A 25,092-nucleotide genomic window follows, 5' to 3' on the forward strand; every position below is an offset into this window, starting at 1 on the left:
TCAGATGAATGTTTTTTTTACTTCCGCCATAAATGTATTTCCGCGGTCAAATTCGTTCCTGAACATTCCGAAACTCGTAGCTCCCGGCGAGAATACGATAATTTCTTCCGTGCCGGCGCTTTCTTTTTCAGAACCGCTGTCGATGTCTGTTTTTAACGCAGAAAGAAGTGCAGAAAGATTTTCGTACGGCTTTTCATACGGAATGCCGCGTTCAGAAAGTCCTTTCGTAAGCTTGTCCGTTCCTGTTCCTGCAAGCAGATAAAGTTTTTTTACGGGAATTATGCCGTTTTTTGCAGAAAGCGTTTCTATAAGCGGCTCAAACGAAAGTCCTTTGTCAGTTCCGCCTGTAATCAGAATTACCGGTTTTCCGAATGCCTGACTTGCCGCGCCTGCCGCTTCCGGAACTGTTGCGCAGGAATCATTGTAGAATTTGAAATTTCTGTATGTATGGAAGAACTGCAGCCGGTGGTCAATTCCCTGCCAGCTTCCGAGAATTTCTGCAATGTCGCCGGACGGAACGTGCATCAGGAATAAAACAAGCGCAGCATTAAGTACGTTTACGCGCATATGCTCTCCTGGAACGCTAAGGTTTCGCAGAATTATCTCCGGTTCGTCCATTCCCGGAAGAAAAACTTTTCCGCAGAACGAACCGTCATCGTTTTTTTCCTGAAATACGCCGTAATTTCCGTCGAGAGAGTTTTTCCTTGTGTACCTGAGGACAGTACCTTTTGTTTCTTTTGCAAAAAGATTACCCCAGCTTCCGCCTGATGAAGGACCTGTTCCCGGTTCGTCTGCATCCATATCAACGATTGTGTAGCAGCCTTTGTCCTGATCTTTGTATATCAGCCGTTTGTCTGCAACATAGTCTTCCATGGTGCCGTACCAGTTCTGGTGGTCGGGAACAATTTTCGTGATAAGCGAAATGTATGGACGGAGCTCTTTTCTTCCTCGTAAATCCGCAAGCTGCCAGCTTGAAAGTTCAAGGACAACGGGCGTATCTTCTGTTGTTTTGTCAAGGAATGTCAGCGGACTTACGGTGATGTTTCCGCCTAGAAACGATGTATACCCGGCTTTGTTCAGACCGTAGTTTATTGCGCTTACCGTACTTGATTTTCCCTTGCTTCCGGTAACTGCAATTACAGGTGATTTTGTAAAATGAAGAAAAATGCTGATGTCGCTTTCAACGGCACGTGCAAGGGAAAGATACTTGTTTCCTTCGATTTTTACGCCTGGATTTTTTATAACGCAGTCGGCATTTATAAAATCTTCTTCTCGGTGTTTACCTAGGATATATTTAAGGTGCGACAAATCAAGCGTATTGTCTGCGTTCAGCGATTCAATTGTAGGCTTCAGCTGTTCTTCCGTCTTCATATCGGTTACGGTTACAAATGCGCCGTGCTTCAGAAAAAAGCGCACGCACGCTTCTCCGCCGCCGTTCAGCCCAAGCCCCATAACAGTAACGTGTTTTCCGGCGATGTCTTCAATTGTGCTGAATGTACAGCCCTGCGAATATATATGCATTGTTTCCTCCGCTTTCAGCGCAAATCGTTATCTGCTTGTCTGGAGCTTTGATTTTTCCGAATGGCGCGAAACTGCTTCGTCAATCAGAAGGTTAGTCAGCTGCGGAAAATCAAGTCCTGCTTCGCCACACATTTTTGGGAACATACTGATTGGTGTAAAGCCAGGCATTGTGTTTATTTCATTAAAGTAAAGTTCGTTCGTGTCCCTGTCTATAAAAAAATCGACGCGGCTAAGACCCGAACCGTCCATTGCCTTGTAGATTTTAACCGCAGTTGAGCGGACTGTTTCTATCATATCGGCGGAAATGTCTGCCGGAATTTTAAGTTTTGCGCCGTCAGGATCGTTGTATTTTGCGTCAAAATCATAGAACGTATGAGTCGGGAGAATTTCACCCGGAATGTATGCTTTCACAGAATCAGTTTCGCTTCCGGTAGCCGCAGTTACGGAATTTCCAGTTACGCTGCATTCAACTTCCTTTGCGTTTATTGCTTTTTCAATAAGAACTTTGTCGTCCCAGCTGAATGCTTCCATAAGCGCAAATGAAAATTCTTTTGGAGTCTGCGCCTTTGAGCCTCCGTTTGAAGAGCCTGCGCAGCACGGTTTTATAAAAAGCGGAAATCCCAGCGTGTCGATTGCGCGCTGGAACATTTCGTCATAGCGCTGGCTGTCGTTAAGGTCACAGCGTTTCATGCAGATATATGGAACGACTTTGATGCCGGACGCTTCTGCTACAAGCTTTGTCTTTTCTTTGTCCATAGTAAGGGAACTTGACATTGTTGAACAGCCGACGTATGCGATGTCTGCCATATCAAGAAGTCCCTGAATAGTACCGTCTTCGCCGTAAGTACCGTGAAGGGCAGGGAATACTACGTCAATCGAAAGGGTTTTATCTGCGGTGCGGAATGCATTTTTCTTTCCTGCTGGAATGACTGATATTGCATTCTCCGGTTTTTCGGTTATTGTAAGCGGCGAGTCCTGCTCCTTGCAGATACGCTCGTATTCTTCGCTGTCCTGAAGATACCATTCGCCTTTTTTTGTAATCCCGATGAGGGTGACGGAATGATTTTTTCCGACGGCGCGTGCGATTGCGGCCGCAGAAATAAGTGAAATTTCGTGTTCGCCTGAACGTCCGCCGTATATTATTGCAATGTTCATAAATACCTCTGTTAAAATTTTATTTTTTATATCCAAGTTCGGAAAGTGCTTTTTCCGCCTCTTTTATTTCATCGTATGGCATTACAAAATCTTTGTAGATAATGCTGTTTTCATGAGATTTTCCAAGCAGAAGGACAATATCGCCTTTTTGCGCCGTTTTAAATGCACGGCGGATTGCCTGCTTTCTGTCCGGAATGATAAAAAGATTTTCGTTTAGCGTTTTGCCTGCTTTTTCCGCGCCTTTTGCAATCTGCGAAAGAAGTTCAGCCGGATCTTCACCGCGCGGATCTTCGTCCGCAAGAATTACTGTGTCGCAGAATTTTCCTGCAATTTCACCCTGAAGAGGACGTTTTTTTATGTCGCGTTCGCCGCCGCTTCCGAATACGGCAGTCATTCTTCCGGCACAGCGTTTTTTCAGCGGCGGGAAAATAGTTTCAAAAGAACTTGGCGTATGCGCATAGTCAACAATCAGTTCGAACGGCTGACCGGCATCAATTACTGTCATCCGTCCTTTTATCGGTGTAAGTTCTGGAACGAACGCTGCTACTTTTTCAAAAGGAAGGGAAGTAACGCTTGATACTGCGGTAATTGCCGCCATAATGTTGTACGCGTTGAATGCGCCCGGAAGTTTTGCCTGTATGTTCAGGTGATGATGCGTGCGCGGAACGACTGGGTCATAGGAAGGTGGAAAAGCCGCCGAATCACCGTCTGCATCAATTGAAAAATCAATTCCGTAGCGCGCGGAAGCAATGTTTGTTGCTGTCATATAGCGCGTATTGTCTGGAATTTTGGGGAGTGGAACGGCGTCTGCTCCAGTTTCAGCCGCGGCTTTTCCTGCTTTTCCAAGAGTCGTAAAGCCGTAGACATTCTGTTTTGTTGCCTGCATAAAATATGCGGCTGACGGATCTTCAAGATTTACTATTCCTATAGACGGAATGCGTACGTTTTCTCCGCCGATGCACTTTATGTGATCGTGTCTGTCCAGTGCGCGGAAAAGATTTGCCTTGTCGCTTCTGTACTGTTCGAACGTTCTGTGGAATTCAAGGTGTTCAAGCGTAACGTTCATAAAAACGCCGCAGTCGAAAAGGACGTTTCCCAGTCTGTTTGTTTTTGAGGAAAGTCCGTGGCTTGAAGACTCAACGACGGCATACTGACATCCGTTTTCAAGCATTTTGTTCAGATGGTGCTGGATTATCGGTGCTTCCGGCGTTGTCTGGTGCTGAGGATTAGGAATTGCCTCGCCGCCGAACGAATATTCAACTGTGGAGATGAAGCCGGCTTTTTTTCCGCACAGGCGGAGAAGCTGCCAGATGAACGAAACGGTGGAGCTTTTTCCTTCCGTTCCTGTTACGCCTATGACGACAAGCCGTTTTGACGGAGAATCATAGAATGCATCGCTTGCAGGCGACATTGCATAACGCGCATCAGGAACTTTTATAAAAGCTGGAACGCAGTATTTTTCCGCGCCGTCCGCCGTTTCTCCTTCCGCCTGCATTCCTAGCGCGCTTTTGATATGCCGTTTTGCAATCAGCTGCGCACATTCTTTCTGAATGTCGGTCGGAATTTCGCCTTCAAAGACTATTGCATTTGCACCTTTTTCAAGTGCCTGCGGAATGAATGTATTTCCGTGTATATGAGTTCCGGGAAGTGCAAAAAACATACTTCCTTCCGTAACGTCCCTGGAATCAAAAACAAGATTTGATACAGGAATGGAATAAACGTCGTTTTTTTCTACCGGCGTTTTTGTGTCGCAGGCAACAAGTTCGTGCCCGAACGCAGGAAGAATTTGTGAAAGTAATTTTTTCATGATAGTTTATTTTAGCGTTTATAAAGATTATTTACAACAAAAAGTATTTGCTGATTTTTGCGGAGTGCGCCGTCTTTGCCTGCAGTTTGAAACAACAGTGAATAATCAGTATATTTGATGTATGTATTTTTATAGAAAAAATGTCAGTTCTGTTCTGGCTGTCGCTCTGGCTGTTTTTATAATGATGAGCACGGTTCTTCCGGCTTTTTCGCAGTCTGTTCCGCCTGTTTTGCTTTTTGACAGGGACAACGGTTTTGTGCCGGAGTATGCGCTCCCTGATGTTGAAGAAAGAGAGCCGTCTTCTGTTTCTGATTTTGAGCAGGATTCAGGGAAACCCGGAATTAAAGACTGGCTTTTTGCCGGTGCTGGCGTTCTTGCAAGCAATGCCGCGCTTTTCTCTTTCAATCATTTTGTAATGCAGGCAGAATATGCGGAAGTTGACGGCGATACTATTTATGACAACCTTTCGCATCAGTGGGTGTGGGATCAGGACACTTTTGTGGTGAACCAGCTGGGACATCCGTATCAAGGTTCTTTTTATTTCTGTTCGGGGCGCGCGAACGGTCTTTCGTTTATGCAGTCGCTTTTGTGTACTTCGTTCGGAAGCGTAACGTGGGAATATTTCTGCGAAAACGAGCGGCAGTCAGTGAATGACTTGATTTGTACGACATTCGGCGGTGCGGCGTTCGGCGAGGTTCTTCACCGGCTTTATCTTGAAGCTCACGAACAAAAATCTCCGTTCGCCTTTATTTTAAGTCCTATGGACGCGCTGACCGGCGTTATTACCGGGAAAACTCAGAGCAGGGGACAGGACGACGGAATTACCAGTTTTCAGAATTATCTTATGATAGGTTCTGTTTTTGAAAATGAAGATACAGATTCTCCGGAAACGGAAAATTCTACCGTCTTTCCTGTTAATTTCAGCGGCGGATTTAATCTTGAGTACGGAAACGCATTTACCTGCCGGAAAAACGTTCCCTATTCCTTTTTTACAATGGATGTACTTGTCGGCGGAACAAAAGATTATTTTGCCGTATCTATCCGCACAGAGGGAATTCTGTACCGTTTCGGCACAGGCTATACTGATAACGGACGGTATATGCTGGGATGCTCAATGCTTTTTGATGCGTCCTGGAAAAAAAATACGGCATTTTCTGTTGATGGACTTGGACTTTTGTACCGGATGAACAGCGAATATGATAACGGATTTTCTGTCATTTTGAATGCAAATGCGAGCTGGGTTCTATTTGGCGGAAACGACTACTACAATCTTTACAGCGGAAACATAAAACTGCCTGATGATGGTGTTGAACGCCGTTTGTATGATTACGGTACTGGTTTTTATACACGCTGTGAACTGACTGCAGGACAAAAATCATTCGGAACATTCGGTGCAAAAGCGATGTTCTGCGGACTTTTCAGTTTTGAAACTGCCGTTCCTGCTTACGGTTCAGACGGTTTTGCCCTTATTTTTAACGGCGACCTTTCCTATGACCATATTATCACTAAGAATTTTTCGCTTGGAATTGACGGAAATCTTTACACCAAGTACGGCTGTTATTACGAAAGCGAGAACGTTTTTCAGACTGTTACTGCGGTAAGCCTTTACGGAAAAAGACTGATGAAATGAGGAAATCTCTTTTCAGTTCCTTTAATTTTTTCTCTTCTTTCAGATTTTTGCTATACAGTTGTTCCGTGCTTTTTGTTGTATAAAAAAACTATTACTGCCATCAGAATGATGACTGCGTACCCGATAAGGCTGTATGCGTCCGGAATCTGCCTGAATGCAAGGTAGCCGAGCAGCGCACTGAAAAGAATTTGCGTGTAGTCGTAGATTGAAATATCGCGCGCCGGAGCATAGTAATAAGCATAGGTAATTCCAAACTGTCCTCCTGTTGCGGCTATTCCTGCACCTGTAAGAATGAGCCACTGCTGCCAGGTCATCGGAGTAAAGCTCGTAACAAGATACGGAACGCTCAGAAGGCAGGAGAACGCGGAGAAAAACGCGATTATTACCGAGCCGGTCATTTTCATAGAGCCAAGTTTTCTTACGCACGCATACGCAAGACCGGCGCCCATTCCGCCGACGAACGCAAAAATTGCCGGAAACGAGTTCATTATGTTTGCGGACGGTTTTATTACGAATACTGCTCCTGCAAACGCGCCTAAAATGCACATAAACGGCACCGGCTTTATCGTTTCGTGAAGGAAAATCAGGCTGAACAGCACTGCAAAAAACGGCGACATTTTGTTCAGAATGCCTGCGTCAGCAATCGGAATGTGGTCAAGCGCATAGAAATTTCCGAAAATTCCTATTGAACCGGCGGCGGCGCGTATCAAAAGGAATTTGAACGAATCTTTAGGAATTGTTACTGATTTCCGCTCTTTTACGAGCATTATCATTGCTGCAAAAAAAGAAACGAGATTTCTGAAAAAAGCTTTCTGTACAAAAAAAATGTCTCCGGCAAGGTGAACGAGCATTCCCATCAGTGCAAAGCAGAACGCGCTGAATATAATGCAGAATATTCCTTTGTATAAATTCTTATTTTCCATACTACGCCTCTTGTATCCGCAGAAATCTCTGGAATTTAAGTTTGTTAAGGTAACTTTTCCCTAATGTATCACAGATTTTAATTTATATCTGTGTAAAAAAGACTCAGTTTTACAGGGAAAATTTACCCGGTGGTGAAAATCTGGGCACGGGAAGAAAAGAGGCGCGGATTTTTTCGTGAAAAAGAGGGAAAATTTGACGTTTTTGCCTGTTTTCAGCTGATTTTCTGCGTTTTTTTTATTAAAAATATTTTTTTTATAAAGTTGGCACGGTACTTGCATAATTATAGGTGTAAGGATTTTGAAAATCCTTGAAAAATGCAAATAAAAACAAATGCTTTAGGAGGCATAAATATGAACGAACTTTCACTTTTTGATTCACTTTTCAACAATTCAATGGACGATGTTTTCGGACTCGGCTATCGTACAGCTCCAGTTCCGAAAGTTGACGTAACGGAAACCAGCGATGCGTACACTCTTAATATGGAACTTCCTGGAAGGACTGAGAGTGACGTAAATATCGAGATAGACAGAAATACGCTTACAATTTCTTCTAAAAAAGAAGAATTGAAAGATGCCGGCGATAAGAAAGACAAGAAAGCGGAGAAGGAAGGCGAGGCTTCAAAGATGAAATACCTTATCCGTGAACGCCGTATGTCTGCTTTCAGCCGGAGCTTTACCCTTCCGGAGGACGTTGATTCTGAATCCGTAAAGGCTTCTTTCAAAAACGGAATCCTGTCTATTGCAATGCCAAGAAAGGCTGTCGCTTCACCAAAGCGCATAGCAATCGAATGTGCATAATGCGGCATTCTGAAAAATCCGCGCCACAGGCTTTTTTAAGTCCGCGGCGCGGATTTTTTTTTATTTAAAAATCTGCTATAATTGGGGCAGGATAAAGTATGTATGAAGTTCGTGTTACGGCTGACTTTGCGGCAGCCCATTTTCTAAAAGATTACAACGGCAAGTGCGAAAACCTGCACGGTCATAATTACAAGGTGTATGCGCACGTGCGCGGAAACAGGCTTGATGAAGGCGGAATGCTTCTTGATTTTACAAAATTAAAAAGCGTTCTTCGCGGCGTATGTGCAGAACTTGACCATACAAACCTGAACGATATGCCTGTTTTTAAGCAGAACCCGAGTGCGGAACGGATTGCAAAATATATTTTTGATGCAATTATTGAGCGCGAACTGCTTTCCGGCGAAGATTTGCGCAAAGGCGAAGGAAAAACATCTGTATGGCTTCAGGCTGTAGATGTTTTTGAAACAGATACTTCCCGGGCGCGCTATATGCCGGACGACCTTCCGGAATAAAATCACTTTTTCACCGCCTGCGCATTTTTGCAGGACGGTGCTTTTTTTGCTACCAGTAAAGTTCCGCCTCAAAACAGGTGTTTTCCTTCTGTTTTCCTGCGATTATGATTCTCTTGTTCTGTTCGTCAAAATTTCCGTACAGCTGAATAAGCTGACCTGCGACTGCTTCCTTTGAATAGTTTATTCTGAAATCCCTGTACGTTTTCTGCTGGTATTCTGGCGGCAGGCAGTCTGCAACGTATGCGCCGTAACGCGCGTTGTTTACGTGACCGTTTCCGTCTATGTCCGAATACCACACCGGGCGTTCCGTAAGAAGTGCCGGATTTTCAGGAATGACGATTTTTCCAGGTTCAATGCAGTCGTGTTCCTCCTGAAGTTGCGGTTCCGGACGAAGCGTAAATTCTTTCAGGCGGAGAATGCGGTGCGTATTGACGTCTGCTAAAAGCCAGTTTGAAAGCCCGGATACAAGTTTTTCTCCTGTCTGTGAGTCTGCAATTTCATACGCGCGCACAAACTGAAGCGGCTGGCTTTTTTCTTCCCAAGTGTGAATTGTAATTTTTTGATTTGCCTGCGGAATTTTATGAAACCTGAAAGACTGTCGGCTTACAAGAATTGCATAGCCGTTATCCCTGAGCATCTGCCAGGACATTCCGCGCTGGTTGTAGTCTTCTACCGCCGCGTCAGAAAGAATGCGCAGAAGTTCAAAAAAACTAAGGTTGTGCTGCGCATCGCACTGACAGAAATAAATCTGGCTTTCGCTGTGGAATTTCAGTGCAGCCTCTTCGCCGTCGTGATATTGTCTGAATACAGTCATTTTTTTTCTCCGTTCCATTTTTGAAGAATAATGTCAGGATAATAGGAAAGCTTTGCTTTTCGCAGTCCTTCAATTCCTAAATCTTCTTCGCGGTTTATGTAGGTGTATTTTTCTGCCGTTTTTGCAAATTCTCTGTTTATTACGGCATAAGCGCCGTCCTTTGCAAACGGCATAATTGCTTTTTCAAACAGAATGTCGATAACGTCTTTAGTTATTTCTGCCGCAATGCAGAAGGCGCAGGGCGTTTCGTCCGCATAAAGAATTCCGCCGGACAGTTCAAGTTCGTCATAATTGTTCAGAATGTTTTTTATGATAATCCGCTCGAATTCTTTTCCGGAATCTCCTTCGCCGCCGTTCTGTGAAAACCATTGTTCTTCTATATATAAAGCGTCGTTCTTGTTCCTGTCTGAAACAGGTTCAAAACGACAGGACTCATATTTTTTGCTGAATTGATTTATATGATTTTTTTTCTTGTGGAATTTCTTTCCCGGAAGATTTGCAAGGTTTTCTGTAAGGTAGATATAATCTTCGGACTCCCGCGTTTCCGTAAATTCGAAAAGTCTAGGGAATAGACGTTCCGCAGTTTCTTTCTGGCTGTCTGTTAGAAGGGCAAAGTGGAAAGGAACGGAATTTTTTTCTGCATCGGAAAAAAGTTCTCTGCATACGGAAAGAAGCTGCTCCGTGTTTCCTTCTTCAAGTGCCGCCGCCGTATGAGAATCTGCCGGAATTGGAAAACAGTATACCTCTGTTCCGTCCTGCTTCCTGAACCGTCTGAGAAGAAATCCGTTTTGTACGGCAATCTGCGTTCCGTATTTTACACTGTAGAAGATAAGGTTTACGGCGCAGCAGTCATTTCCAAGCGAACGTGAACATTCTGCTGCTTCTTTAAGAAGCAGAAAATCGCCGGAAGCAGGAGTTTTCCATTGTATCATTTTACGACCTTACAGGAACTCCCAGTGTTTTTAATTCGTTCTTTATTGTTCCGATTGTATATGCGCCGGAGTGAACCATACTTGCGATGAGTGCCGCGTCGGCTTTTCCGTCCGTAAGAACAGAAGCAAGATGTTCAGGCGTTCCGCCGCCGCCGGATGCAATTACTGGAACAGGTACAGATTCTGCAATCATACGTGTAAGCGGAATTTCATATCCTTCTTTTGTGCCGTCGGCATCTATTGAATTGAGTACGATTTCTCCGGCTCCTAGCGCAACTGCCTTCTGCGCCCATTCGCGTGCGTCAAGTCCGGTATCAACGCGTCCTCCGTTAATGAAAACGCTGTATCCGCTTGGCTTTGAGACATCCCGGGCGGCGTCCATTCCAAGGACAATGCACTGGTTTCCGAAAATGCGCGCTCCTTCGCGGATAAGTTCAGGATTTTTCACCGCCTGTGAGTTCAAGCTTACTTTTTCTGCACCGGCAAGAATGGTAGAACGGATGTCGTCAATTGTCGTAATTCCGCCGCCAACGCAGAACGGAATGAACACCTGACTTGCAACGTTCGCAATCAAGTCAAGAATAGGTCCTCGTCCGCGGGCACTTGCCATAATGTCATAGAATACAAGTTCGTCAACGCCCTGACGGTAATATTCCGCCGCCATCTCAACCGGGTCACCGATGTCTATATTGTTCAGAAATTTTACGCCTTTCGTCGTTCTTCCGTCTTTTACGTCAAGGCATACGATAATTCTTTTTTTTAGCATTTTCTTATCCTTTAATTAAATCATCCTTGCAGAAATTCTTAAGAATCTGCATACCGTGACTGCCCGATTTTTCCGGGTGAAACTGAAATGCGCTTATATTGTCTTTTTCAACGCAGGCAGGTACTTTAATGCCGTAGTCTGCCGTCGCCTTTACGATTGAGTAGTCTTTAGGACAGATGACATAGGAATGTACAAAATAAAAGTCAGAATGTTCCGGTACTCCTTCAAGAAGCGCGCTTCCGCCGTTATCATACGTCAGGTCGTTCCAGCCTATATGCGGAATTTTTATTGCGCCGTCCCTGTTCATACCGATTTCGTCAAACAAAGTGCTGAAATGCACGATTGAACCGGGAAGAAGTCCCAGACATTCGGTGTCGCCTTCATCGGAACGGTCAAAGATAATCTGCGAGCCAAGGCAGATTCCTGCAAGTTTTTTCCCGCTTGCAGCCCAGTCCTTAAGGAAAGAAGCGAACCCAGTGAGCTTGAGTTGCTTCATCGCATAGGCAGCATCACCCACGCCCGGAAAAATAATCCGGTCTGCCTTTTCCAGATCCTTTGGATTTTTTGAAAGAATGAACGGTGCTTTCAGCACTTTTAGTGCCCTCTCAACGCTCGTAATGTTTCCGGCATTATAATCAACAATTCCTGTCATATTTAAATAGTATTGAAAGAACGGTGCAATATCAAGTAGAGCTGGAATTTTTTTATCTGAAAAATATTGTATACCTGTAATTAAGAATGCAAGATGCTAACTGAACAATTCTATTTTCCTGCAGTCTTCTATGTACTGTTCGCTTAGCGTGCGTTTTTTGCCGAAAAGCAGTCTGTCGAAATAATGCGTAAGTGTTCAGAACGTATGAAATAGTAAAACGCATTAAACAGTGAAAGAAGGATAAAAAGAATTATCAGAAGGACAAGCGGTACTGTTTTTTCATAAGAATCTGAAAAAAATGCTATAGAAAAAAATACGCACATTCCCATAGAAAAGATGTTTAAAATCCTTTTAAACCATAATCCGATAAAACCAAAGAAGTTTCTGATGCTCATATTTAGCTCCCATATAATAGAAATTAAGGGTATACCCTTAAAGCGAATTTTTTTATTTTCAACGGTAGTAAACCTCAATAAATTATATACCTAACAATAAAATGTTGATGTTATAAATGGATAGTAAATCAAAATATTGTTTTTATCAAATTTTTAACATCAATATTTTGATATTCTAAAGTTATGGAATTCAGGGATAGATTAAGAGAAGAAATTGAGTTTAAAGGTTTACAGGAAAAAGAAATAGCCGCAAAGGTTGGACTCAGTTACAGTACTTTTCTTTCATATATTGATTCCAGAGGTGTTCTTCCCAACGTAGAAACGGCTGTAAAAATTGCAAAAGTTCTTGGAGTGTCAGTTGGATATCTTGTAGATGGCAAACAGTCCCCCGGTTCATCAGATCCTGCAGAAAAAATGTTAATATCCAATTTCAGAAATCTATCTGATTCAAACAAAATTAATTTCTTAAAAATATCCGCAGTGATTAAATAGTTTTAAATATTTGCTTTTTCTTTGCAAATTTTCTTCTGTTTACTTCCATTTTTCTTGCAAAAAATTCGATTTATAAGAGTATGGAAGAAAATATTGAATTTCCCGGTACTGTTGATGCAGATGATTTTTTCTGTGATGATTCGGCTGTTCTTGCGGCGCGCGAACGGTTCGGCATTCAGTATCTGTATCCGTGGCAGCGTCTTGTAATTGCAAATATAATTGACTCGTATCAGTCTGCCTGCAGACAGGACGGCGCGCAGAAAAATGACGGTGCGCCGGAATTGTGCGATGACGTTTTCTGTAACGGAAGGCAGATTGTACTTTTACCGACAGGTGCCGGAAAATCTGCATGTTTTCAGATTCCGGCGCTTTTGCTTGGAGGAGTAACGCTTGTAATATATCCGCTTCTTGCGCTGATGAGTGATCAGGAGCGCCGTCTTTCTGCCGGAGGAGTAGAGTGCGCCGTTTTCCGTGGCGGTCAGAGTGAAGACGAAAGAAACGACGCTTTCGAAAAACTTAAACGCGGTGCAAAAATCATTATTGCAAATCCCGAAGTCCTGCTGGATTTCTGGCTTTTAGAGAGGCTCTGTGGATTCTCCATTTCTCACGTTGCAATTGATGAGGCGCACTGTGTTTCCGAGTGGGGCGATTCGTTCCGTCCGGCGTATCTTGAACTTGGAAAAATAATTGAAAAAATAGGAGCGCCTGTAGTAACTGCGTTTACGGCTACTGCTTCTCCGGAAGTTCTGCGCCGTATATCCGACGTACTTTTCGGCGGAAATGCGCATATTGTGAGGAGCGACAGCGACAGGGCGAACATTCATTATTATGTAAAAAAAACTGCGTCCAAGAAAAATGCGGCGCTTCTTCTTTCCAGAACTGAACGCCGCCCGATGATTATTTTCTGCGGAACGCGAAGTCGGGCGGAAAGTATGGCCCGCGAGATTTGTACTGCATTCGGAGATGATTTTGCGCGCTTCTATCACGCCGGTCTTGAAAAAGAGGAAAAGTCGAAGATTGAAAACTGGTTCTTTAATGCGGAAGACGCCGTACTGTGCGCTACGTGTGCATACGGAATGGGCGTGGACAAGAAAAATATCCGCACAGTAATTCATCTTGATGCGCCTTTAACGGCGGAAGCGTATATTCAGGAGGCAGGACGCGGCGGAAGAGACGGTGAAACTGCAAATGCAATTCTTCTGTGGAATTATGAAGATACGCGGAAATTCAAGGCATTTAAGGACGACTCGCGGAATGCAGTTATGAGAAATTTTGCGCTTTCTCCGTTATGCCGCCGTCAGACTTTGCTTGACGCATTGGGCGCAGAAAAAGCCGTCTGCTCCGGCTGTGACGTTTGCGATGAGGAAAAGCGGCAGAAAGCCCGTTTGAACTGGAAGAAAAGCGCCTGGAATTCTGCTTTTCAAAAATCTATTCCTCCGTTTGCAGGACATTTCCGACAGAGACGTTTTGAAAATTCTCCGCTGTATTTCCGCATTCCTGCTGACGAACTTATGGATTTTTCAGGCTATATATACAGGCGCATAAAAAATGCCGGGTGCTATTATACAAAAAAATCGCTTGAGGAAATCTGCCTGCGTGAACTTAATGCGTATGTCCGCGCGTTTACCGGAATAAATATATGGACTCATTCTGATTTTGAACAGGCGCTGGAAGGTCTGCTTTTTGAAAATAAAATACAGATTTTGAAATTTCCGTGGCGCGGACGGATAAAAACCGTAAGAAAGACAGCGCCTTGTTTTCCTTTTATTAAGTCGTTTCGCCGTCGCCTTCTTCATCTTCTGTGTTTTCTGCGCTTTTTGGAGCGGCGGCTGCAACTGGTGCCGGAGAAGACCGTTTCTTTTTTGACTTCTTCGGTTTTTTTACGTAATTTGCTACATAAATGCAAAAATCCATATACAAAAAAACGACTACGGCAGTGATGATGATATATGGATTTGTAAATACCTGCTTAAGGACAGGAAAAAGTTGCTGCATATTCATATTTTCAGTATCGGACAGTTTTTCTTCCGCCTTTATATTCTGTATTCAACATAGCGGACGTTTCCTTTTTCTGCAGCGGATTTTATTTCTTTTTCCCGTTCAGAAAGCTGCGATGTGCCTGTTTTTACTTCAACCAGTACGATTTCTTCTATGCATTTGCCTTCTGCCATTCCCGGAAAGGCGATGAAGTCAACCGGTTTTCCTATAAAACGCACGTCTGCCGGATTGCACGGAAAATCAGGAAGAAACGGTGCAATCTGCTCTGCCATCTGTCCGCCGATGACTGCACGCGAACGTTTTACCGCATCTTTTCTGCCTTCCTTTAGCTGTTTGTGCAAGGCATTTCGTTCCGCAAGCATTCCTGTCAGTCTGCCTGCAAAAAATACAAGCGCAAGGACAGCAGGAATAAGGACGATAAGCGCGGCATCCGGCAGAAAAGCTATAGCCGAAGAAAAAAAAGCACATATTCTGTCAAATATTGAGAGCATACATAAAAATAACATTATTACTGTTTATTGTGAACAGCAAAAAGCGTTCGTTTTTTTTCGATATACCGTTCTGCCGATTGCGCCGATATTTAATGTATGAAAAGAACTGTTTTTTTTATTTCAGCGCTGGTTTTCGTGTCAGCGGCATTTAGTCAGGACGCAGACGGAACGCTTTTTGAATTCAAATATAAAAAAGATGATTCAAGCAGAATTCTCTCTACTGTTGACGAAGCTGTTTTCGTAAACGGCGCGCTCAATCACCGTGCGCAGATTTTAAACCGTATATTCTGCAAGGTTACCGATGTTCTTGATGACGGAAGCGCCGCGCACGAGGCGTCTTTTATGACTTCAGAAACGTCCGTGGGCGGAAGAGGCGGCTCTTTTTCCTGGGGACAGGAATACGACAGCGCGTTTGTCCGTACCAGAACCGGAAAATACACAATCGAAGACATTTATTTTATGCCGACGGTGCGTGACGTTCCTGTTTTTCCTGAATATCCTGTGAAAAAAGGCGGAAAATGGAGTGCGGAAGGTCACGAGGTGCACGACCTCAGGATGGCGTTTAACATTCAAAAACCGTTCAGAGTTCCTTTTACGGCACAGTACGAATATGTTGATGACGAAACTGATGAGAACACAGGAAGAACGCTTAATCTTATTGAAGTTACATATTCTATGTATTTTGAAAGTTCGCGTCCGTCTTCCATTACAAGGGATATTCTGAATGCGCCAGCCGTTACAATGGGACATTCAAGTCAGAAAATTTGGTGGGATAATCAGAAAGGAATGATTGACCATTATTCTGAAGAATTTAAAATCATTATCGAAACGTTTTATGGCGACCAGATTACGTTTTCCGGTACGGCTCACGCAGAAGTTACGGAATTCAAGCGCGTAAGTACGGAAGAAAACCTGCGGAAAATCAGCGAGTCCGTGTCAAATCTTGGCTATGGTAATATCGGCGTAGTGCAGGGCGAAAAGGGCGTGACAATCAGCATAGAGAACATTCAGTTTGAACCGGATTCTGCTGTCCTTATGGAAAGCGAAAAAGTAAAACTTGAAAAGATTGCAGAGATTTTAAAAACGTTTGACAATGATTTACTGATTACCGGACATTGCGCAGACCGCGGCACAAAACAGAACCAGCTGCGTATTTCAGAAGACCGCGCTGTATCTGTTGCTGAATATCTTTCGCTTTTGAATGTTCGCAATCCTAACTGCATTTTTACGGAGGGAAAAGGCGCTTCCGTTCCTGTTGCTCCGAATACGACGGAGCAGGGAAGGGCGAAAAACCGCCGCGTTGAAATCACGATTATGGACGAATAAAAGTTGCCTGAGTTTTTCAGGCAGCTTCTGCTCCGTCTTGTTGCGTTTCCTTTTTTTTTTACATTTTTTCCAGGAACGGAACAAGCACCAGATTCATTGCGTTTTTCATAACCGTAAGCGTACATTCCGCAAGGTAAAGGCGTGCTGAGGCAAGTTCCTTTGTTTCTGCGCTTACAATCGGGCACTGCTGGTAGAATTTGCTGAACAGTTTGCTTACGTCATACAGGTACGCCGTCATAATGCTAGGGTCAAGGTTTTCTGCCGCCTTTGCAACAGTCGCAGGAAATTCTCCGAGTGCCTTAATAAGTTCCCATTCTTCCGCCTGAGTTAAAAGCGGCGCATTCGAACCGTCAGATGTAATTCCGCTTTCCTTTGCTTTTGCAAGAATAGAGTTAATTCTTGCACCTACATATTGAAGGTACGGACCTGTGTTTCCGTTGAAGCTCAGCGATTCTTCCGGATTGAAAAGCATATCTTTTACAGGATTTACCTGAAGCAGATAGTAGTGAAGGGCGGCAAGCGCAACTTTTTCTGCAACATCATCCGCATCGGAAAGTTCTGCGTCGCGTCCTTTTTCCTTTATTTCTGCAAGTGCTGCTTCGTGCAGGCTGTCAATAAGGTCGTCTGCGTCAACGACTGTTCCTTCGCGGCTTTTCATTCGTCCGCTAGGAAGATTTACAAGACCGTAGCTTAGGTGGAACAGCTTGTCTGTCCAGTCAAAGCCGAGTTTTTTAAGGATGTGGAACAGAATTTTAAAATGATAGTTCTGTTCACTTGCAACAACGTATACCATCTGGTTAAACTGCCAGTCGTCGTGGCGGCTGATTGCCGTTCCTATGTCCTGCGTGATGTATACAGAAGTTCCGTCTTTTCTAAGAAGTACCTTTTCGTGCGCGTCCTCGTCTTTTCCCTTTCCTACAACATCCGTTACGTCAATGCGCACGGAACCGTCGTTTGCCTTGAAGAAAACGCCTTTTTCAAGTCCTTTAAGGATTTCGTCCTTGCCTTTAAGGTAAGTTTCGCTTTCAAGGTAGAATTTGTCGAACGTAACTCCTGTACGTGCATACGTTTCTTTTACGCCGTTAAGCGTCCAGTCATTCATTTTCTGCCATAATGCGCGGATTTCGGAATCTCCCTCTTCCCATTTAACAAGCATTTCTTCTGCCTGTTTTCCGGCTTCCGGGTGTTCCTTTGAATATTTGTCGAATTCAACGTAACACTGTCCTACAAAATGGTCGCCTTTCATTCCGAGTTTTTCCGGAGTGTCGCCGTTTACTTCGTGGAACAACTTGTACGCGAGCATTGACTTGCAGATGTGAACGCCGCGGTTGTTTATTAAGTCAACTTTGTATATGTCTGCTCCGGCTTTTTTCAGAATGCGGCTTACGCTTTCACCAAGTGCGTCGTTACGAAGGTGTCCAAGATGGAGCGGCTTATTTGTATTAGGCGATGAGAATTCTATCATAACGCGGCGACCTTCAAGCGGCTTTTTGCCGTCCTCATCAAGCGAGCCATAAGAGTCTTTCTGCTGTGCAATCCGTTCCAGAATTGCGCTTCCTGCGTCCGCCTTATTCAGTTTCAGGTTTACGTAAGGTCCTACTGCAAGAAATTCACCTGTGCGTGAAAGTTCTTCCTTTGAGTAAGTTTCATTTATAATCCGCACGATTTCAGAGGCAATCTGCACCGGTGCGGCGCGCAGCGTTTTTGCGTAGACGAACATCGGTATTCCCAAATCACCCATTTCCGGATTAGGCGGAGTCTGCACGGCAACGGTATCTGCATTAACAGGGGCGCAGCCGGCGTTCTTTTCATTTATAAATTTGTTCAGGGCTTCCGCAACTATCCTGCGGTACTCGCTTTTTACATCAGACATAATAATTCCTTTAAAAAATATAAGCGTCTGCACTTACATGCGGACTAAGGAAACACTAAATAAATCCTAATTGAGGATTTTTCTGTGTTAACCTTGAATGTAGCTAATTGTCTGTAAGTCAATGACTTACGGCAATTTGACTGGAAATGCAGAGTAAGCACTTCAAGTGTTAATCAACACTTCCCTAAAACATAGTATCAAAAATATGATTTTTATTCTATAAAATAAACTGCGCCAATTAAAATGCTATGATTTTTCTGTTTCCAGCGAGATAAGCGCAGATTTTTTTCCGCCAAGATAGGCAGCGCAGTTTTGTTCCAGCATAGGTTTTCCGCGCAGAAATCCCTGGACTATGTGGCAGTTGAATTCCTTTAAAATCTGAAGCTGCTCGTTTTTTTCAACGCCTTCTGCAATCGTCTGAAGTCCCATTTTTGTAACCATCGTGATGATGGAATTCGTAATGTTTGCCTGAATTCCGTTTTTTTCCGTAATTCCGGTTATAAAAGACTTGTCGATTTTTAGCGTGTTCAAAGGCAGAACCTGAAGGTAACTTAAAGAAGAATAGCCAGTTCCGAAATCATCAAGCGAAATGCTAAGTCCTATATTTTTAAGCGAATTCAGCTTTTCTATTGCTTCGTTCATATTTTCTATCATAATCCCTTCCGTGATTTCAATTTCAACAGCGTCAGGATTAAGATTGTATTTTATGAGCAGATTGCGGATGTTTTCGATAAAGTTCGGCTGTTTAAGCTGCATAGGCGAAATGTTTATGGACATAATGCCCTTGAATGAATATTTCTGCTGCCAGTTTTTCAGCGTGCAGAATGCCGTATTAAGAACCCAGTCGCCGATTTCAAGTATCATACCTGTTTCTTCTGCCAGCGGAATGAATATTGCAGGTCCTATATCTCCAAGTTCTTTGTCGTGCCAGCGCATCAATGCCTCAAAACCGCGTAAATCCCCTGTTTTTATGTCGAACTGCGGCTGGTACACCAGATAAAAGTCGCTGTTTAAGAGTGCCGCCGACATTTTTGCCTGCATATTAAGTTTCTGGATGAATACTCGCTGCATTTCCGGCTTGAAATTAGTTATTCTGTTCTTGCCGTCTTTTTTTGCCCTTCGCATTGCAATGTCGGTAAAGCGCAGTAAATCTTCTGGTTCTTCCGAATCGTCCGGGTATACTGCAATTCCGCCGGAAAATTTTATCTGTTCGCTGTTAAACGACTCAAAAACGGTGTCGCAGACGTTTGTAATGCTGTCCATTGACGAGCAGTTTTTGATTGCGAGGAGGAATTCGTCTCCGCCAAAACGGTAGGCCTTTATAATGTTCTTGCTGAACCGATTTAGTATTTCTGCGGATTTTTTCAGGACTTCATCTCCGGCTGTATGACCGTTGTAGTCATTTATGATTTTCATATTGTCTATGTCTATGAGGAGAAGTCCGAGTTTTGTTCCGTTAAACTGCGCCTGTGCCGTAAGATCTGCAATGTCGTCAAGAAATTTGTTCCTGTTGTAAAGACCTGTAAGAATGTCTATGTATGCGGTATCAAGCAGTTTTTTTGAATGTTCACGCTCTTTTGTGATGTTTTCAATGTTTACGACGATGTATTTTCCGTCCATACCTTTCATCTGGACTCTGAACCAGCCGTTACTTAAGTCAGAAAAATAAGTTACAGGTTCGCATGGAATTTTGTTGATTGCTTTGTCTGCCATATCGTTCCATGGAACTTCTGTTGAAAGTAATGCTTTAAACTCATGAAAATAGTGAAATTTTAGAATTGTTTTTGAAACTGTGCGGCTGAATGCTTCATTAAAAAATACAAGTTCAAAATCCTTCTGTCCCTGTGGCAAAATGATAGGGCGGGCTACAATAAGAGGCGAGAAAATGGAATTCATGATAGACATAAAGTCTTTTTGATTTAACGTAGTAGAGTCTGAAACTGCCGCACTGTTTTTCAATTATCTGGTCCTTACATAAAAAGGCTCTTAAATAAATTTGCTGGTCTTTTTATGCTGTGTGTTTTATAAAAACATCTGTCCGATATTTTGAAAAACTTCAAATCCGATTTTTTGTTTTTAAATAAAAAAAACACCGGAAAAACCGGAAACATATCTTCCTGTTTCCCGATGCTTTTATTCTACACTAGTTTTTTAAAAACTAAAAGCGAATATTTTGCCAATACTCATTATATTTTTCTAGACCTTCGCCAAGATCGTTCTTGAGTTCACAGTTGCTCATTTCCTCTGCCTTGTACATCGGTTTTTTTGTGGTGTACTTTGCAGCTTCTGTATTTACAAACGACGGGAACTTGAACGTGTCAAGGAATTCTGCATAAATTTCCGGACGGTGGAAGAAATTGATGAATTTCATTGCAAGATCGTAATGTTTTGCGCCTTTAAGGATAACCATAGAATCAAGATACATCGGTCCGCCTTCTGCCGGAATGAAGAAATCGATTATATCGTCCTGCTTTTCTTCCTGAACTTCGCCGTATACTACTTCCGCATATCCCTGGCAAACCCAGAAATCGCCTGTTGCAAATGATTTTCCGAAGCCTTCTGCATCAAATTTGATGAGGTTCGGCTTCCATTCTTTGTTTACCAGGTCGACTGCCTGCGTAAGTTGTGCATCGTCAAGAGTATTTACGGAATAGCCGCAGTATGCAAGGGCATCGCCCATTACTTCGCGCATATCGTCCATCATCGTCATATGACCTTTCAGGTCTTTTCGCGCAAAAATGTTCCAGCTTTTCTCGTAATCAGTAACTTTTGTCTTGTTTACTGCAATTCCTGCTGCACCCATATAATACGGAACTGAATACTTCATCTCCGGGTCATATACTGCTTTTTCAAGCGCAGCCGGATTGATGTATTTTTTGTTTTCAAACTGCTCCTGGTCAATTTCCTGCAGCATTCCTTGTTTAATCATAATTGATGTGTAATCCTGCGACGGGAACGTAATGTCATAACCGGAAGCGCCGTTACGAAGTTTTGCATACATAACTTCGTTTGAATCGAATGAGTCTACGACAACTTTGCATTCGTATTCCTGCTCGAACTTTTCGATTACGGAGTCAGGCGTGTAGTACGTCCAGTTGAACAGGTAAAGGGTGTTATTAGCGCCTGCTTTTGAGCAAGACGATAATCCAATAGTGCCGGCAAGTGCGGCTGCAAGAATGATATTGACCTTTTTCATTTCAATACCTTTCGGAACGGGCTGTTCCTTAATTAAAATAAGAAATCCGCAACGCAGATTTATTTTTATCCTGCACAAAGTTTTTCTGCGCAAGAAGCTGGAGCCACTATAGCCGCTTAATGTGATGCGGCAATGCCTTTCAGTCCTTTTCTAAGGGTGAACGCCAGAAGGCAGGTGATTGAAATCATCACGCAGGAAAGCGAATTGATTACTGGAGATACACCGTATTTTATTGACGAATATACGTATACCGGAAGCGTTGTAGAACCCGGACCGCCTACAAAGTAGGTGATTACGAAATCTTCCAGCGACATAGTAATTGCCATCATAAAGCCGCTTAAAATTCCCGGCATAATTGCCGGCACGACGACTTTAAGCATTGTCTGAAGTTCCGATGCTCCCAAATCGTGCGCCGCTTCGATAATCGAATAGTCAAATTCGTCAAGGCGGGCATTTACCATAAGAAAAACAAACGGAAGGCAGAACGTTGTGTGCGCCGCAAAAATCGTAAAAAGACCGAGAGGAACGTGTATTCCGCCGAAAAATATCAGCGTGGAAATTCCTACGATAACTTCCGGAAGAACCATCGGAAGATATGTAAGAGTCTGAATTACGTTCCGTCCGCGGAATTTGTACCAGTTTATTCCGATGGACGCAAGCGTTCCCAAAATTGTTGAAACAATCCCTGCGGAAAAGGCGATTATTACGCTGTTTAAAAGCGATGCCCACAGCTTGTCGGAATCAAACAGCAGTTTTTTATACCAGACAAGCGAAAAATTCGTAAATTCAGACCCTTTCGTGCCGTTGAAAGAAAATATTATGATGAAAATAAGCGGCGCAAAAAGGAACAGCAGCGTAAGTACAAGCAGTACGTTTGACACGGAAAATGCAGGGCGGTGCTTTTTCCAGTTTTTCTTGGCGTGGCGCGCCGCTTCTGCTGTTTTCGGATGATTTTTCCGCGATAATAAACCGTGCAGTGCAAAAAATACGTTTTTCATTTTACTGCTCCTGCGGTCTGTGCCGATACATAGTTTTCTTCTTTTGTAGAAGACTTCTTGAGTTTAGCTTCTTTTTTCTTAGCCAGCTCCATCCATAAAATTCCTATGATGCTTACAAGCGTAATGACAAGGCTAAATGCAGAACCGAGCGGCAGGTTTCGATTAGTGCGCTGTACCTGGTCTACAATCAGTTTTCCGAGCATATAAGAATTCATATCGCCGACTAAATCCGGAACTGTGTATGCGCCGAAAATCGGAATGAACGTAAATATAAGCGCAGAGATAATTCCGCTTTTTATTCCCGGAAGAAGTACTTTTACCATAGCCTGATTTTTTGAGGCGCCAAGATCGCGTGCCGCTTCCAGCAGTGAAAAGTCGAACCTGTCGATTGCCGTAAAAATCGGAAGGATTGCATACGGAATGTACATATACACGGAAACAAGGATGACTGCGCCCTGATTGTTCAGAAGGGAAAGGTGCTCCTTTGTGATGTGAAGCCGCATTAAAATCTGGTTTATAATTCCGTCATTGTTCAGAATGCTTATCCAGGCAAAAATGCGGATGAGCGAATTTGTCCAGAACGGAATTATTACAAGAAGCAGAAGAAGCATCTGATGCCTGCTCCGTGCAATGGCGTAGCCACAGGGAAGCGCGATTGCAATCGTTATGGCTGTTGAAACAATGGAAATTTTCAGCGTCCTTAGAACGATTATCGCGTATTTCGGATTGCACATATCTGCGTATGCCTTGAGCGAAAACTGCGGAAGGACTGCACCGTATGCGTCTTTTTTCAGGAAACTGTAGACAAGAATGATTATAAGCGGTGCTACAAAGAATATGATGAGCCATATTCCCATAGGCCACGCATACAGACTGCCCTGATTGAGCAGCGACTTTCTTACTGTTGCCTCACCGTCAGGTTTTGGTCTTTCTTCCTGCGCTGTATTTTTCATTTTTCAATGTCCTCTACTACGTATGCATCATCTGCTGACCAGGATACGTATACTTTGTCCTTCCAGCGGATGACAGGTCCCTGATCCATATAATCCGTGTGCTGCTTGAAAACTTTTATTACGGCACCCGAATCAAGCTTTACATAGAATTTAGACTGAAAGCCGGAATAAATCGGCTCTTCAACGATACCGGAATAGACGTTTATGTCCGTGCGTCCGCCAGTTTCCGGAGGCGTAAGCGTAATGCGCACTTTTTCAGGGCGGATTGTAACGGCTACTTTCTGCCCCGGTTTTGTCTGTTCGTAGTCGGTTACCTGCATATAGCGGTCAAGGCTCGTTTCTTCCGCTGTGTCCGACGCAAGAGGTGCCTGCTGACCAAGGCACGGAACGGAAAGCGTTTCGAGGTATTCAGAATTTCCTTCCGCAGTTTTATATGGAAGGCAGTCTACGACGGTTGCCTCAAAAAGGTTTGTTTCGCCGATGAACTGTGCTACAAACTGCGTAGCAGGGCTTTCGTAGATTTCAAAAGGCGTTCCTACCTGAAGGACGTGTCCTGCATTCATTACGGCAATCCTGTCCGAAACGGCGAGCGCTTCGCTCTGGTCGTGCGTAACGTAAATGAATGTAATGCCGATTTTGTCGTGAAGATTGTCAAGGTCAATCAGCAGGCTGGAGCGAAGCTTTGCATCAAGTGCAGAAAGCGGTTCGTCAAGCAGAAGGACTTTCGGTTCGTTTATAAGTGCACGTGCAATGGCGACGCGCTGCTTCTGTCCGCCGGAAAGCTGGTTCGGCTTTTTGTCGATGTGCTGGTCAAGCTGAACAAGATGAACGTAATGACGCACTTTTTCGTCTATTTCATCTTTTCCGAGTTTCCGCAGTTTTAACGGAAAGGCGATGTTGTCATAGACGGACATATGCGGAAACAGTGCATACGTCTGAAAAACGGTGTTTGAGTGCCGCTTGTTCGGAGGCAGCCTGGCAACGTTTTTTTCATCAAAAAGAACGGCTCCGTCATCTGGGAACTCAAATCCGGCAAGAATACGGAGCAATGTTGTTTTACCGCATCCTGAAGGTCCAAGCAGGGAAAAGAATTCTCCCGGCTTGATAGTAAAGTTAATGTCGTCAAGGGCAACGAAATCTCCGAAGCGCTTTGAGACATGATCAATGGTAACCTGGCTTCCGTTCACCTAAGCAACCTCTGTCAATTATGATAAGACCTGCACAACCTGCAGTAATGAATATTTTTGCTTACAATGAAGTTATTACTCTTAATTGTCAATAGTTTTAGAAAAAATAAATGGACTTTTTTTTGCGGTATTTTTCGGTGCGGAATAAAGTGAAAAAAAATCTGTCAACTTGCAGATTGACGTTTTATGTAGTATAGTAAAAACAATGTAATTATGCGCCGAAAGACGCGGGTTTGCGTTGCAAATCTGTTTGAAAATTACTTTGATGTTTTGCTGGAGTGTACGATGGTATCTCTTATATTAGGAATTATTCTTGTTGTTTTTACTGTATTTTCAGTTCTTCCGGTGTTTCCTCTGAACTGGGGTGCAGACGTCATCAATTTTCTGAAAGGCGGCGCACCTGTTCTTGCAGCTTTTCTTGGACTTATCTGCCTTTTTATAGGAGCAGCAGATATAAAGGATAAGCGTGACGCAAAAAGAGAAGAACTTGAAGCCCGCTCGGACGAAGAAAAATAAAATCCCTTCTGTTATGCAGTGTTTTATTATTGACTCTTCTTTGTAAAAAAGGTACAGTAGTATACCCCGTATATAAAAGAAGGGTCTGACTGCTCATCGGATTCTTCTGCAGAAGCTGTCTGATGCAAGGCGGCGGATGCGTGAAACTTTATTATTT

General features: G+C 43.5%; 23 protein-coding genes. 7 read left to right on the plus strand and 16 right to left on the minus strand.

Features of this window, described 5'->3' with window-relative positions:
- Genes murD through B5D55_RS08880 form a run of 3 tightly spaced genes read right to left on the minus strand, consistent with a single transcriptional unit; the run spans position 1 to position 4,483 of the window.
- Complete coding sequence (murD, locus tag B5D55_RS08870; RefSeq protein WP_078933655.1) at positions 1–1,521, minus strand: UDP-N-acetylmuramoyl-L-alanine--D-glutamate ligase; 1,521 nt, start codon at positions 1,519–1,521, stop codon at positions 1–3.
- A gap of 27 nt (positions 1,522–1,548) precedes the next feature.
- A complete protein-coding gene (locus tag B5D55_RS08875) occupies positions 1,549–2,676 on the minus strand; it encodes a D-alanine--D-alanine ligase family protein (protein WP_078933706.1) in 1,128 nt (375 codons plus the stop codon).
- A gap of 19 nt (positions 2,677–2,695) precedes the next feature.
- Complete coding sequence (locus tag B5D55_RS08880) at positions 2,696–4,483, minus strand: Mur ligase family protein (RefSeq protein ID WP_078933656.1); 1,788 nt, start codon at positions 4,481–4,483, stop codon at positions 2,696–2,698.
- 121 nt (positions 4,484–4,604) lie between these two features.
- On the opposite strand from B5D55_RS08880, the gene B5D55_RS08885 reads away from it, so the two are divergent.
- Complete coding sequence (locus tag B5D55_RS08885; protein ID WP_078933657.1) at positions 4,605–6,113, plus strand: DUF3943 domain-containing protein; 1,509 nt, start codon at positions 4,605–4,607, stop codon at positions 6,111–6,113.
- Between the two features lie 50 nt (positions 6,114–6,163).
- On the opposite strand, the gene B5D55_RS08890 is transcribed toward B5D55_RS08885, so the two are convergent.
- The gene (locus tag B5D55_RS08890; RefSeq protein ID WP_078933658.1) at positions 6,164–7,036 is read right to left on the minus strand and encodes a DMT family transporter; all 873 of its coding nucleotides are present in this window, start codon (positions 7,034–7,036) and stop codon (positions 6,164–6,166) included.
- A gap of 351 nt (positions 7,037–7,387) precedes the next feature.
- Between B5D55_RS08890 and B5D55_RS08900 the strand changes: the two genes are divergently transcribed.
- Complete coding sequence (locus B5D55_RS08900; RefSeq protein WP_078933660.1) at positions 7,388–7,834, plus strand: Hsp20/alpha crystallin family protein; 447 nt, start codon at positions 7,388–7,390, stop codon at positions 7,832–7,834.
- A 98-nt stretch (positions 7,835–7,932) separates the two neighbouring features.
- Positions 7,933–8,346 carry a 6-carboxytetrahydropterin synthase QueD gene (gene queD / locus B5D55_RS08905; protein WP_078933661.1) on the plus strand — a complete coding sequence of 138 codons (414 nt, stop codon included), beginning with the start codon at positions 7,933–7,935 and terminating at the stop codon, positions 8,344–8,346.
- A 49-nt stretch (positions 8,347–8,395) separates the two neighbouring features.
- Here the strand turns inward: queD and B5D55_RS08910 are convergent, their stop codons facing one another.
- The 5 genes from B5D55_RS08910 to B5D55_RS08930 all read right to left on the minus strand — a co-directional run bounded on the left by B5D55_RS08910 (position 8,396) and on the right by B5D55_RS08930 (position 11,905).
- Positions 8,396–9,160, minus strand: a complete 765-nt coding sequence (locus tag B5D55_RS08910; protein WP_078933662.1) for an acyl-[acyl-carrier-protein] thioesterase — start codon at positions 9,158–9,160, stop codon at positions 8,396–8,398.
- Entirely contained in the window at positions 9,157–10,092 is a 936-nt protein-coding gene (locus B5D55_RS08915) for a DUF2156 domain-containing protein (protein ID WP_078933663.1), read from the minus strand. Before B5D55_RS08915 ends, B5D55_RS08910 begins: the two co-directional genes overlap by 4 nt.
- Position 10,093: 1 nt before the next feature.
- Positions 10,094–10,858, minus strand: coding sequence for an imidazole glycerol phosphate synthase subunit HisF (gene hisF, locus B5D55_RS08920; RefSeq protein WP_078933664.1), 765 nt, complete (start codon positions 10,856–10,858; stop codon positions 10,094–10,096).
- Positions 10,859–10,862: 4 nt separating this feature from the next.
- Positions 10,863–11,510, minus strand: coding sequence for an imidazole glycerol phosphate synthase subunit HisH (gene hisH / locus B5D55_RS08925; RefSeq protein ID WP_078933665.1), 648 nt, complete (start codon positions 11,508–11,510; stop codon positions 10,863–10,865).
- 143 nt (positions 11,511–11,653) lie between these two features.
- Positions 11,654–11,905 carry a hypothetical protein gene (locus B5D55_RS08930; protein WP_078933666.1) on the minus strand — a complete coding sequence of 84 codons (252 nt, stop codon included), beginning with the start codon at positions 11,903–11,905 and terminating at the stop codon, positions 11,654–11,656.
- 183 nt (positions 11,906–12,088) lie between these two features.
- On the opposite strand from B5D55_RS08930, the gene B5D55_RS08935 reads away from it, so the two are divergent.
- Together B5D55_RS08935 and B5D55_RS08940 are read left to right on the plus strand one after the other, a co-directional pair.
- On the plus strand, positions 12,089–12,397 hold the full coding sequence (locus B5D55_RS08935; RefSeq protein WP_078933667.1) for a helix-turn-helix domain-containing protein: 309 nt from the start codon (positions 12,089–12,091) through the stop codon (positions 12,395–12,397).
- Between the two features lie 80 nt (positions 12,398–12,477).
- Positions 12,478–14,337 (plus strand): RecQ family ATP-dependent DNA helicase, encoded by a 1,860-nt coding sequence (locus B5D55_RS08940; protein ID WP_078933668.1) that lies wholly within the window; start codon positions 12,478–12,480, stop codon positions 14,335–14,337.
- A gap of 93 nt (positions 14,338–14,430) precedes the next feature.
- On the opposite strand, the gene B5D55_RS08945 is transcribed toward B5D55_RS08940, so the two are convergent.
- Complete coding sequence (locus B5D55_RS08945; RefSeq protein WP_078933669.1) at positions 14,431–14,886, minus strand: Holliday junction resolvase-like protein; 456 nt, start codon at positions 14,884–14,886, stop codon at positions 14,431–14,433.
- 96 nt (positions 14,887–14,982) lie between these two features.
- Here B5D55_RS08945 and B5D55_RS08950 point away from each other — a divergent pair, with 96 nt between their 5' ends.
- Positions 14,983–16,212: an OmpA family protein gene (locus B5D55_RS08950; RefSeq protein WP_078933670.1), complete on the plus strand. Its 1,230-nt coding sequence runs from the start codon at positions 14,983–14,985 to the stop codon at positions 16,210–16,212.
- A 58-nt stretch (positions 16,213–16,270) separates the two neighbouring features.
- Here the strand turns inward: B5D55_RS08950 and argS are convergent, their stop codons facing one another.
- The 6 genes from argS to B5D55_RS08980 form a co-directional block, all read right to left on the minus strand.
- Positions 16,271–18,085, minus strand: coding sequence for an arginine--tRNA ligase (gene argS, locus B5D55_RS08955; protein ID WP_078933707.1), 1,815 nt, complete (start codon positions 18,083–18,085; stop codon positions 16,271–16,273).
- A 246-nt stretch (positions 18,086–18,331) separates the two neighbouring features.
- Positions 18,332–19,981 (minus strand): putative bifunctional diguanylate cyclase/phosphodiesterase, encoded by a 1,650-nt coding sequence (locus tag B5D55_RS08960; protein WP_159446197.1) that lies wholly within the window; start codon positions 19,979–19,981, stop codon positions 18,332–18,334.
- A gap of 262 nt (positions 19,982–20,243) precedes the next feature.
- A complete protein-coding gene (locus B5D55_RS08965; protein WP_078933708.1) occupies positions 20,244–21,281 on the minus strand; it encodes an extracellular solute-binding protein in 1,038 nt (345 codons plus the stop codon).
- 116 nt (positions 21,282–21,397) lie between these two features.
- Positions 21,398–22,279: an ABC transporter permease gene (locus B5D55_RS08970; protein WP_078933672.1), complete on the minus strand. Its 882-nt coding sequence runs from the start codon at positions 22,277–22,279 to the stop codon at positions 21,398–21,400.
- Positions 22,276–23,232, minus strand: coding sequence for an ABC transporter permease (locus B5D55_RS08975; RefSeq protein ID WP_078933673.1), 957 nt, complete (start codon positions 23,230–23,232; stop codon positions 22,276–22,278). Before B5D55_RS08975 ends, B5D55_RS08970 begins: the two co-directional genes overlap by 4 nt.
- On the minus strand, positions 23,229–24,419 hold the full coding sequence (locus B5D55_RS08980; protein WP_078933674.1) for an ABC transporter ATP-binding protein: 1,191 nt from the start codon (positions 24,417–24,419) through the stop codon (positions 23,229–23,231). Before B5D55_RS08980 ends, B5D55_RS08975 begins: the two co-directional genes overlap by 4 nt.
- 285 nt (positions 24,420–24,704) lie before the next feature.
- Between B5D55_RS08980 and B5D55_RS08985 the strand changes: the two genes are divergently transcribed.
- Positions 24,705–24,935 carry a hypothetical protein gene (locus B5D55_RS08985; protein WP_078933675.1) on the plus strand — a complete coding sequence of 77 codons (231 nt, stop codon included), beginning with the start codon at positions 24,705–24,707 and terminating at the stop codon, positions 24,933–24,935.
- The last annotated feature ends 157 nt before the right edge of the window (positions 24,936–25,092 follow it).

This window comes from Treponema porcinum, from assembly GCF_900167145.1.
GTDB classification, from domain to species: domain Bacteria; phylum Spirochaetota; class Spirochaetia; order Treponematales; family Treponemataceae; genus Treponema_D; species Treponema_D porcinum.

Coding starts and splice junctions, on each gene's coding strand:
- B5D55_RS08985 (WP_078933675.1), top strand. CDS start 24,705: ATGGTATCTCTTATATTAGGAATTATTCTTGTTGTTTTTACTGTATTT.
- B5D55_RS08945 (WP_078933669.1), bottom strand. CDS start 14,886: ATGCTCTCAATATTTGACAGAATATGTGCTTTTTTTTCTTCGGCTATA.
- B5D55_RS08950 (WP_078933670.1), top strand. CDS start 14,983: ATGAAAAGAACTGTTTTTTTTATTTCAGCGCTGGTTTTCGTGTCAGCG.
- B5D55_RS08910 (WP_078933662.1), bottom strand. CDS start 9,160: ATGACTGTATTCAGACAATATCACGACGGCGAAGAGGCTGCACTGAAA.
- B5D55_RS08960 (WP_159446197.1), bottom strand. CDS start 19,981: ATGAATTCCATTTTCTCGCCTCTTATTGTAGCCCGCCCTATCATTTTG.
- B5D55_RS08890 (WP_078933658.1), bottom strand. CDS start 7,036: ATGGAAAATAAGAATTTATACAAAGGAATATTCTGCATTATATTCAGC.
- hisF (WP_078933664.1), bottom strand. CDS start 10,858: ATGCTAAAAAAAAGAATTATCGTATGCCTTGACGTAAAAGACGGAAGA.
- B5D55_RS08900 (WP_078933660.1), top strand. CDS start 7,388: ATGAACGAACTTTCACTTTTTGATTCACTTTTCAACAATTCAATGGAC.
- B5D55_RS08965 (WP_078933708.1), bottom strand. CDS start 21,281: ATGAAAAAGGTCAATATCATTCTTGCAGCCGCACTTGCCGGCACTATT.
- B5D55_RS08935 (WP_078933667.1), top strand. CDS start 12,089: ATGGAATTCAGGGATAGATTAAGAGAAGAAATTGAGTTTAAAGGTTTA.
- B5D55_RS08940 (WP_078933668.1), top strand. CDS start 12,478: ATGGAAGAAAATATTGAATTTCCCGGTACTGTTGATGCAGATGATTTT.
- B5D55_RS08975 (WP_078933673.1), bottom strand. CDS start 23,232: ATGAAAAATACAGCGCAGGAAGAAAGACCAAAACCTGACGGTGAGGCA.
- B5D55_RS08970 (WP_078933672.1), bottom strand. CDS start 22,279: ATGAAAAACGTATTTTTTGCACTGCACGGTTTATTATCGCGGAAAAAT.
- B5D55_RS08885 (WP_078933657.1), top strand. CDS start 4,605: ATGTATTTTTATAGAAAAAATGTCAGTTCTGTTCTGGCTGTCGCTCTG.
- B5D55_RS08915 (WP_078933663.1), bottom strand. CDS start 10,092: ATGATACAATGGAAAACTCCTGCTTCCGGCGATTTTCTGCTTCTTAAA.
- B5D55_RS08875 (WP_078933706.1), bottom strand. CDS start 2,676: ATGAACATTGCAATAATATACGGCGGACGTTCAGGCGAACACGAAATT.
- hisH (WP_078933665.1), bottom strand. CDS start 11,510: ATGACAGGAATTGTTGATTATAATGCCGGAAACATTACGAGCGTTGAG.
- murD (WP_078933655.1), bottom strand. CDS start 1,521: ATGCATATATATTCGCAGGGCTGTACATTCAGCACAATTGAAGACATC.
- B5D55_RS08880 (WP_078933656.1), bottom strand. CDS start 4,483: ATGAAAAAATTACTTTCACAAATTCTTCCTGCGTTCGGGCACGAACTT.
- B5D55_RS08930 (WP_078933666.1), bottom strand. CDS start 11,905: ATGAGCATCAGAAACTTCTTTGGTTTTATCGGATTATGGTTTAAAAGG.
- argS (WP_078933707.1), bottom strand. CDS start 18,085: ATGTCTGATGTAAAAAGCGAGTACCGCAGGATAGTTGCGGAAGCCCTG.
- queD (WP_078933661.1), top strand. CDS start 7,933: ATGTATGAAGTTCGTGTTACGGCTGACTTTGCGGCAGCCCATTTTCTA.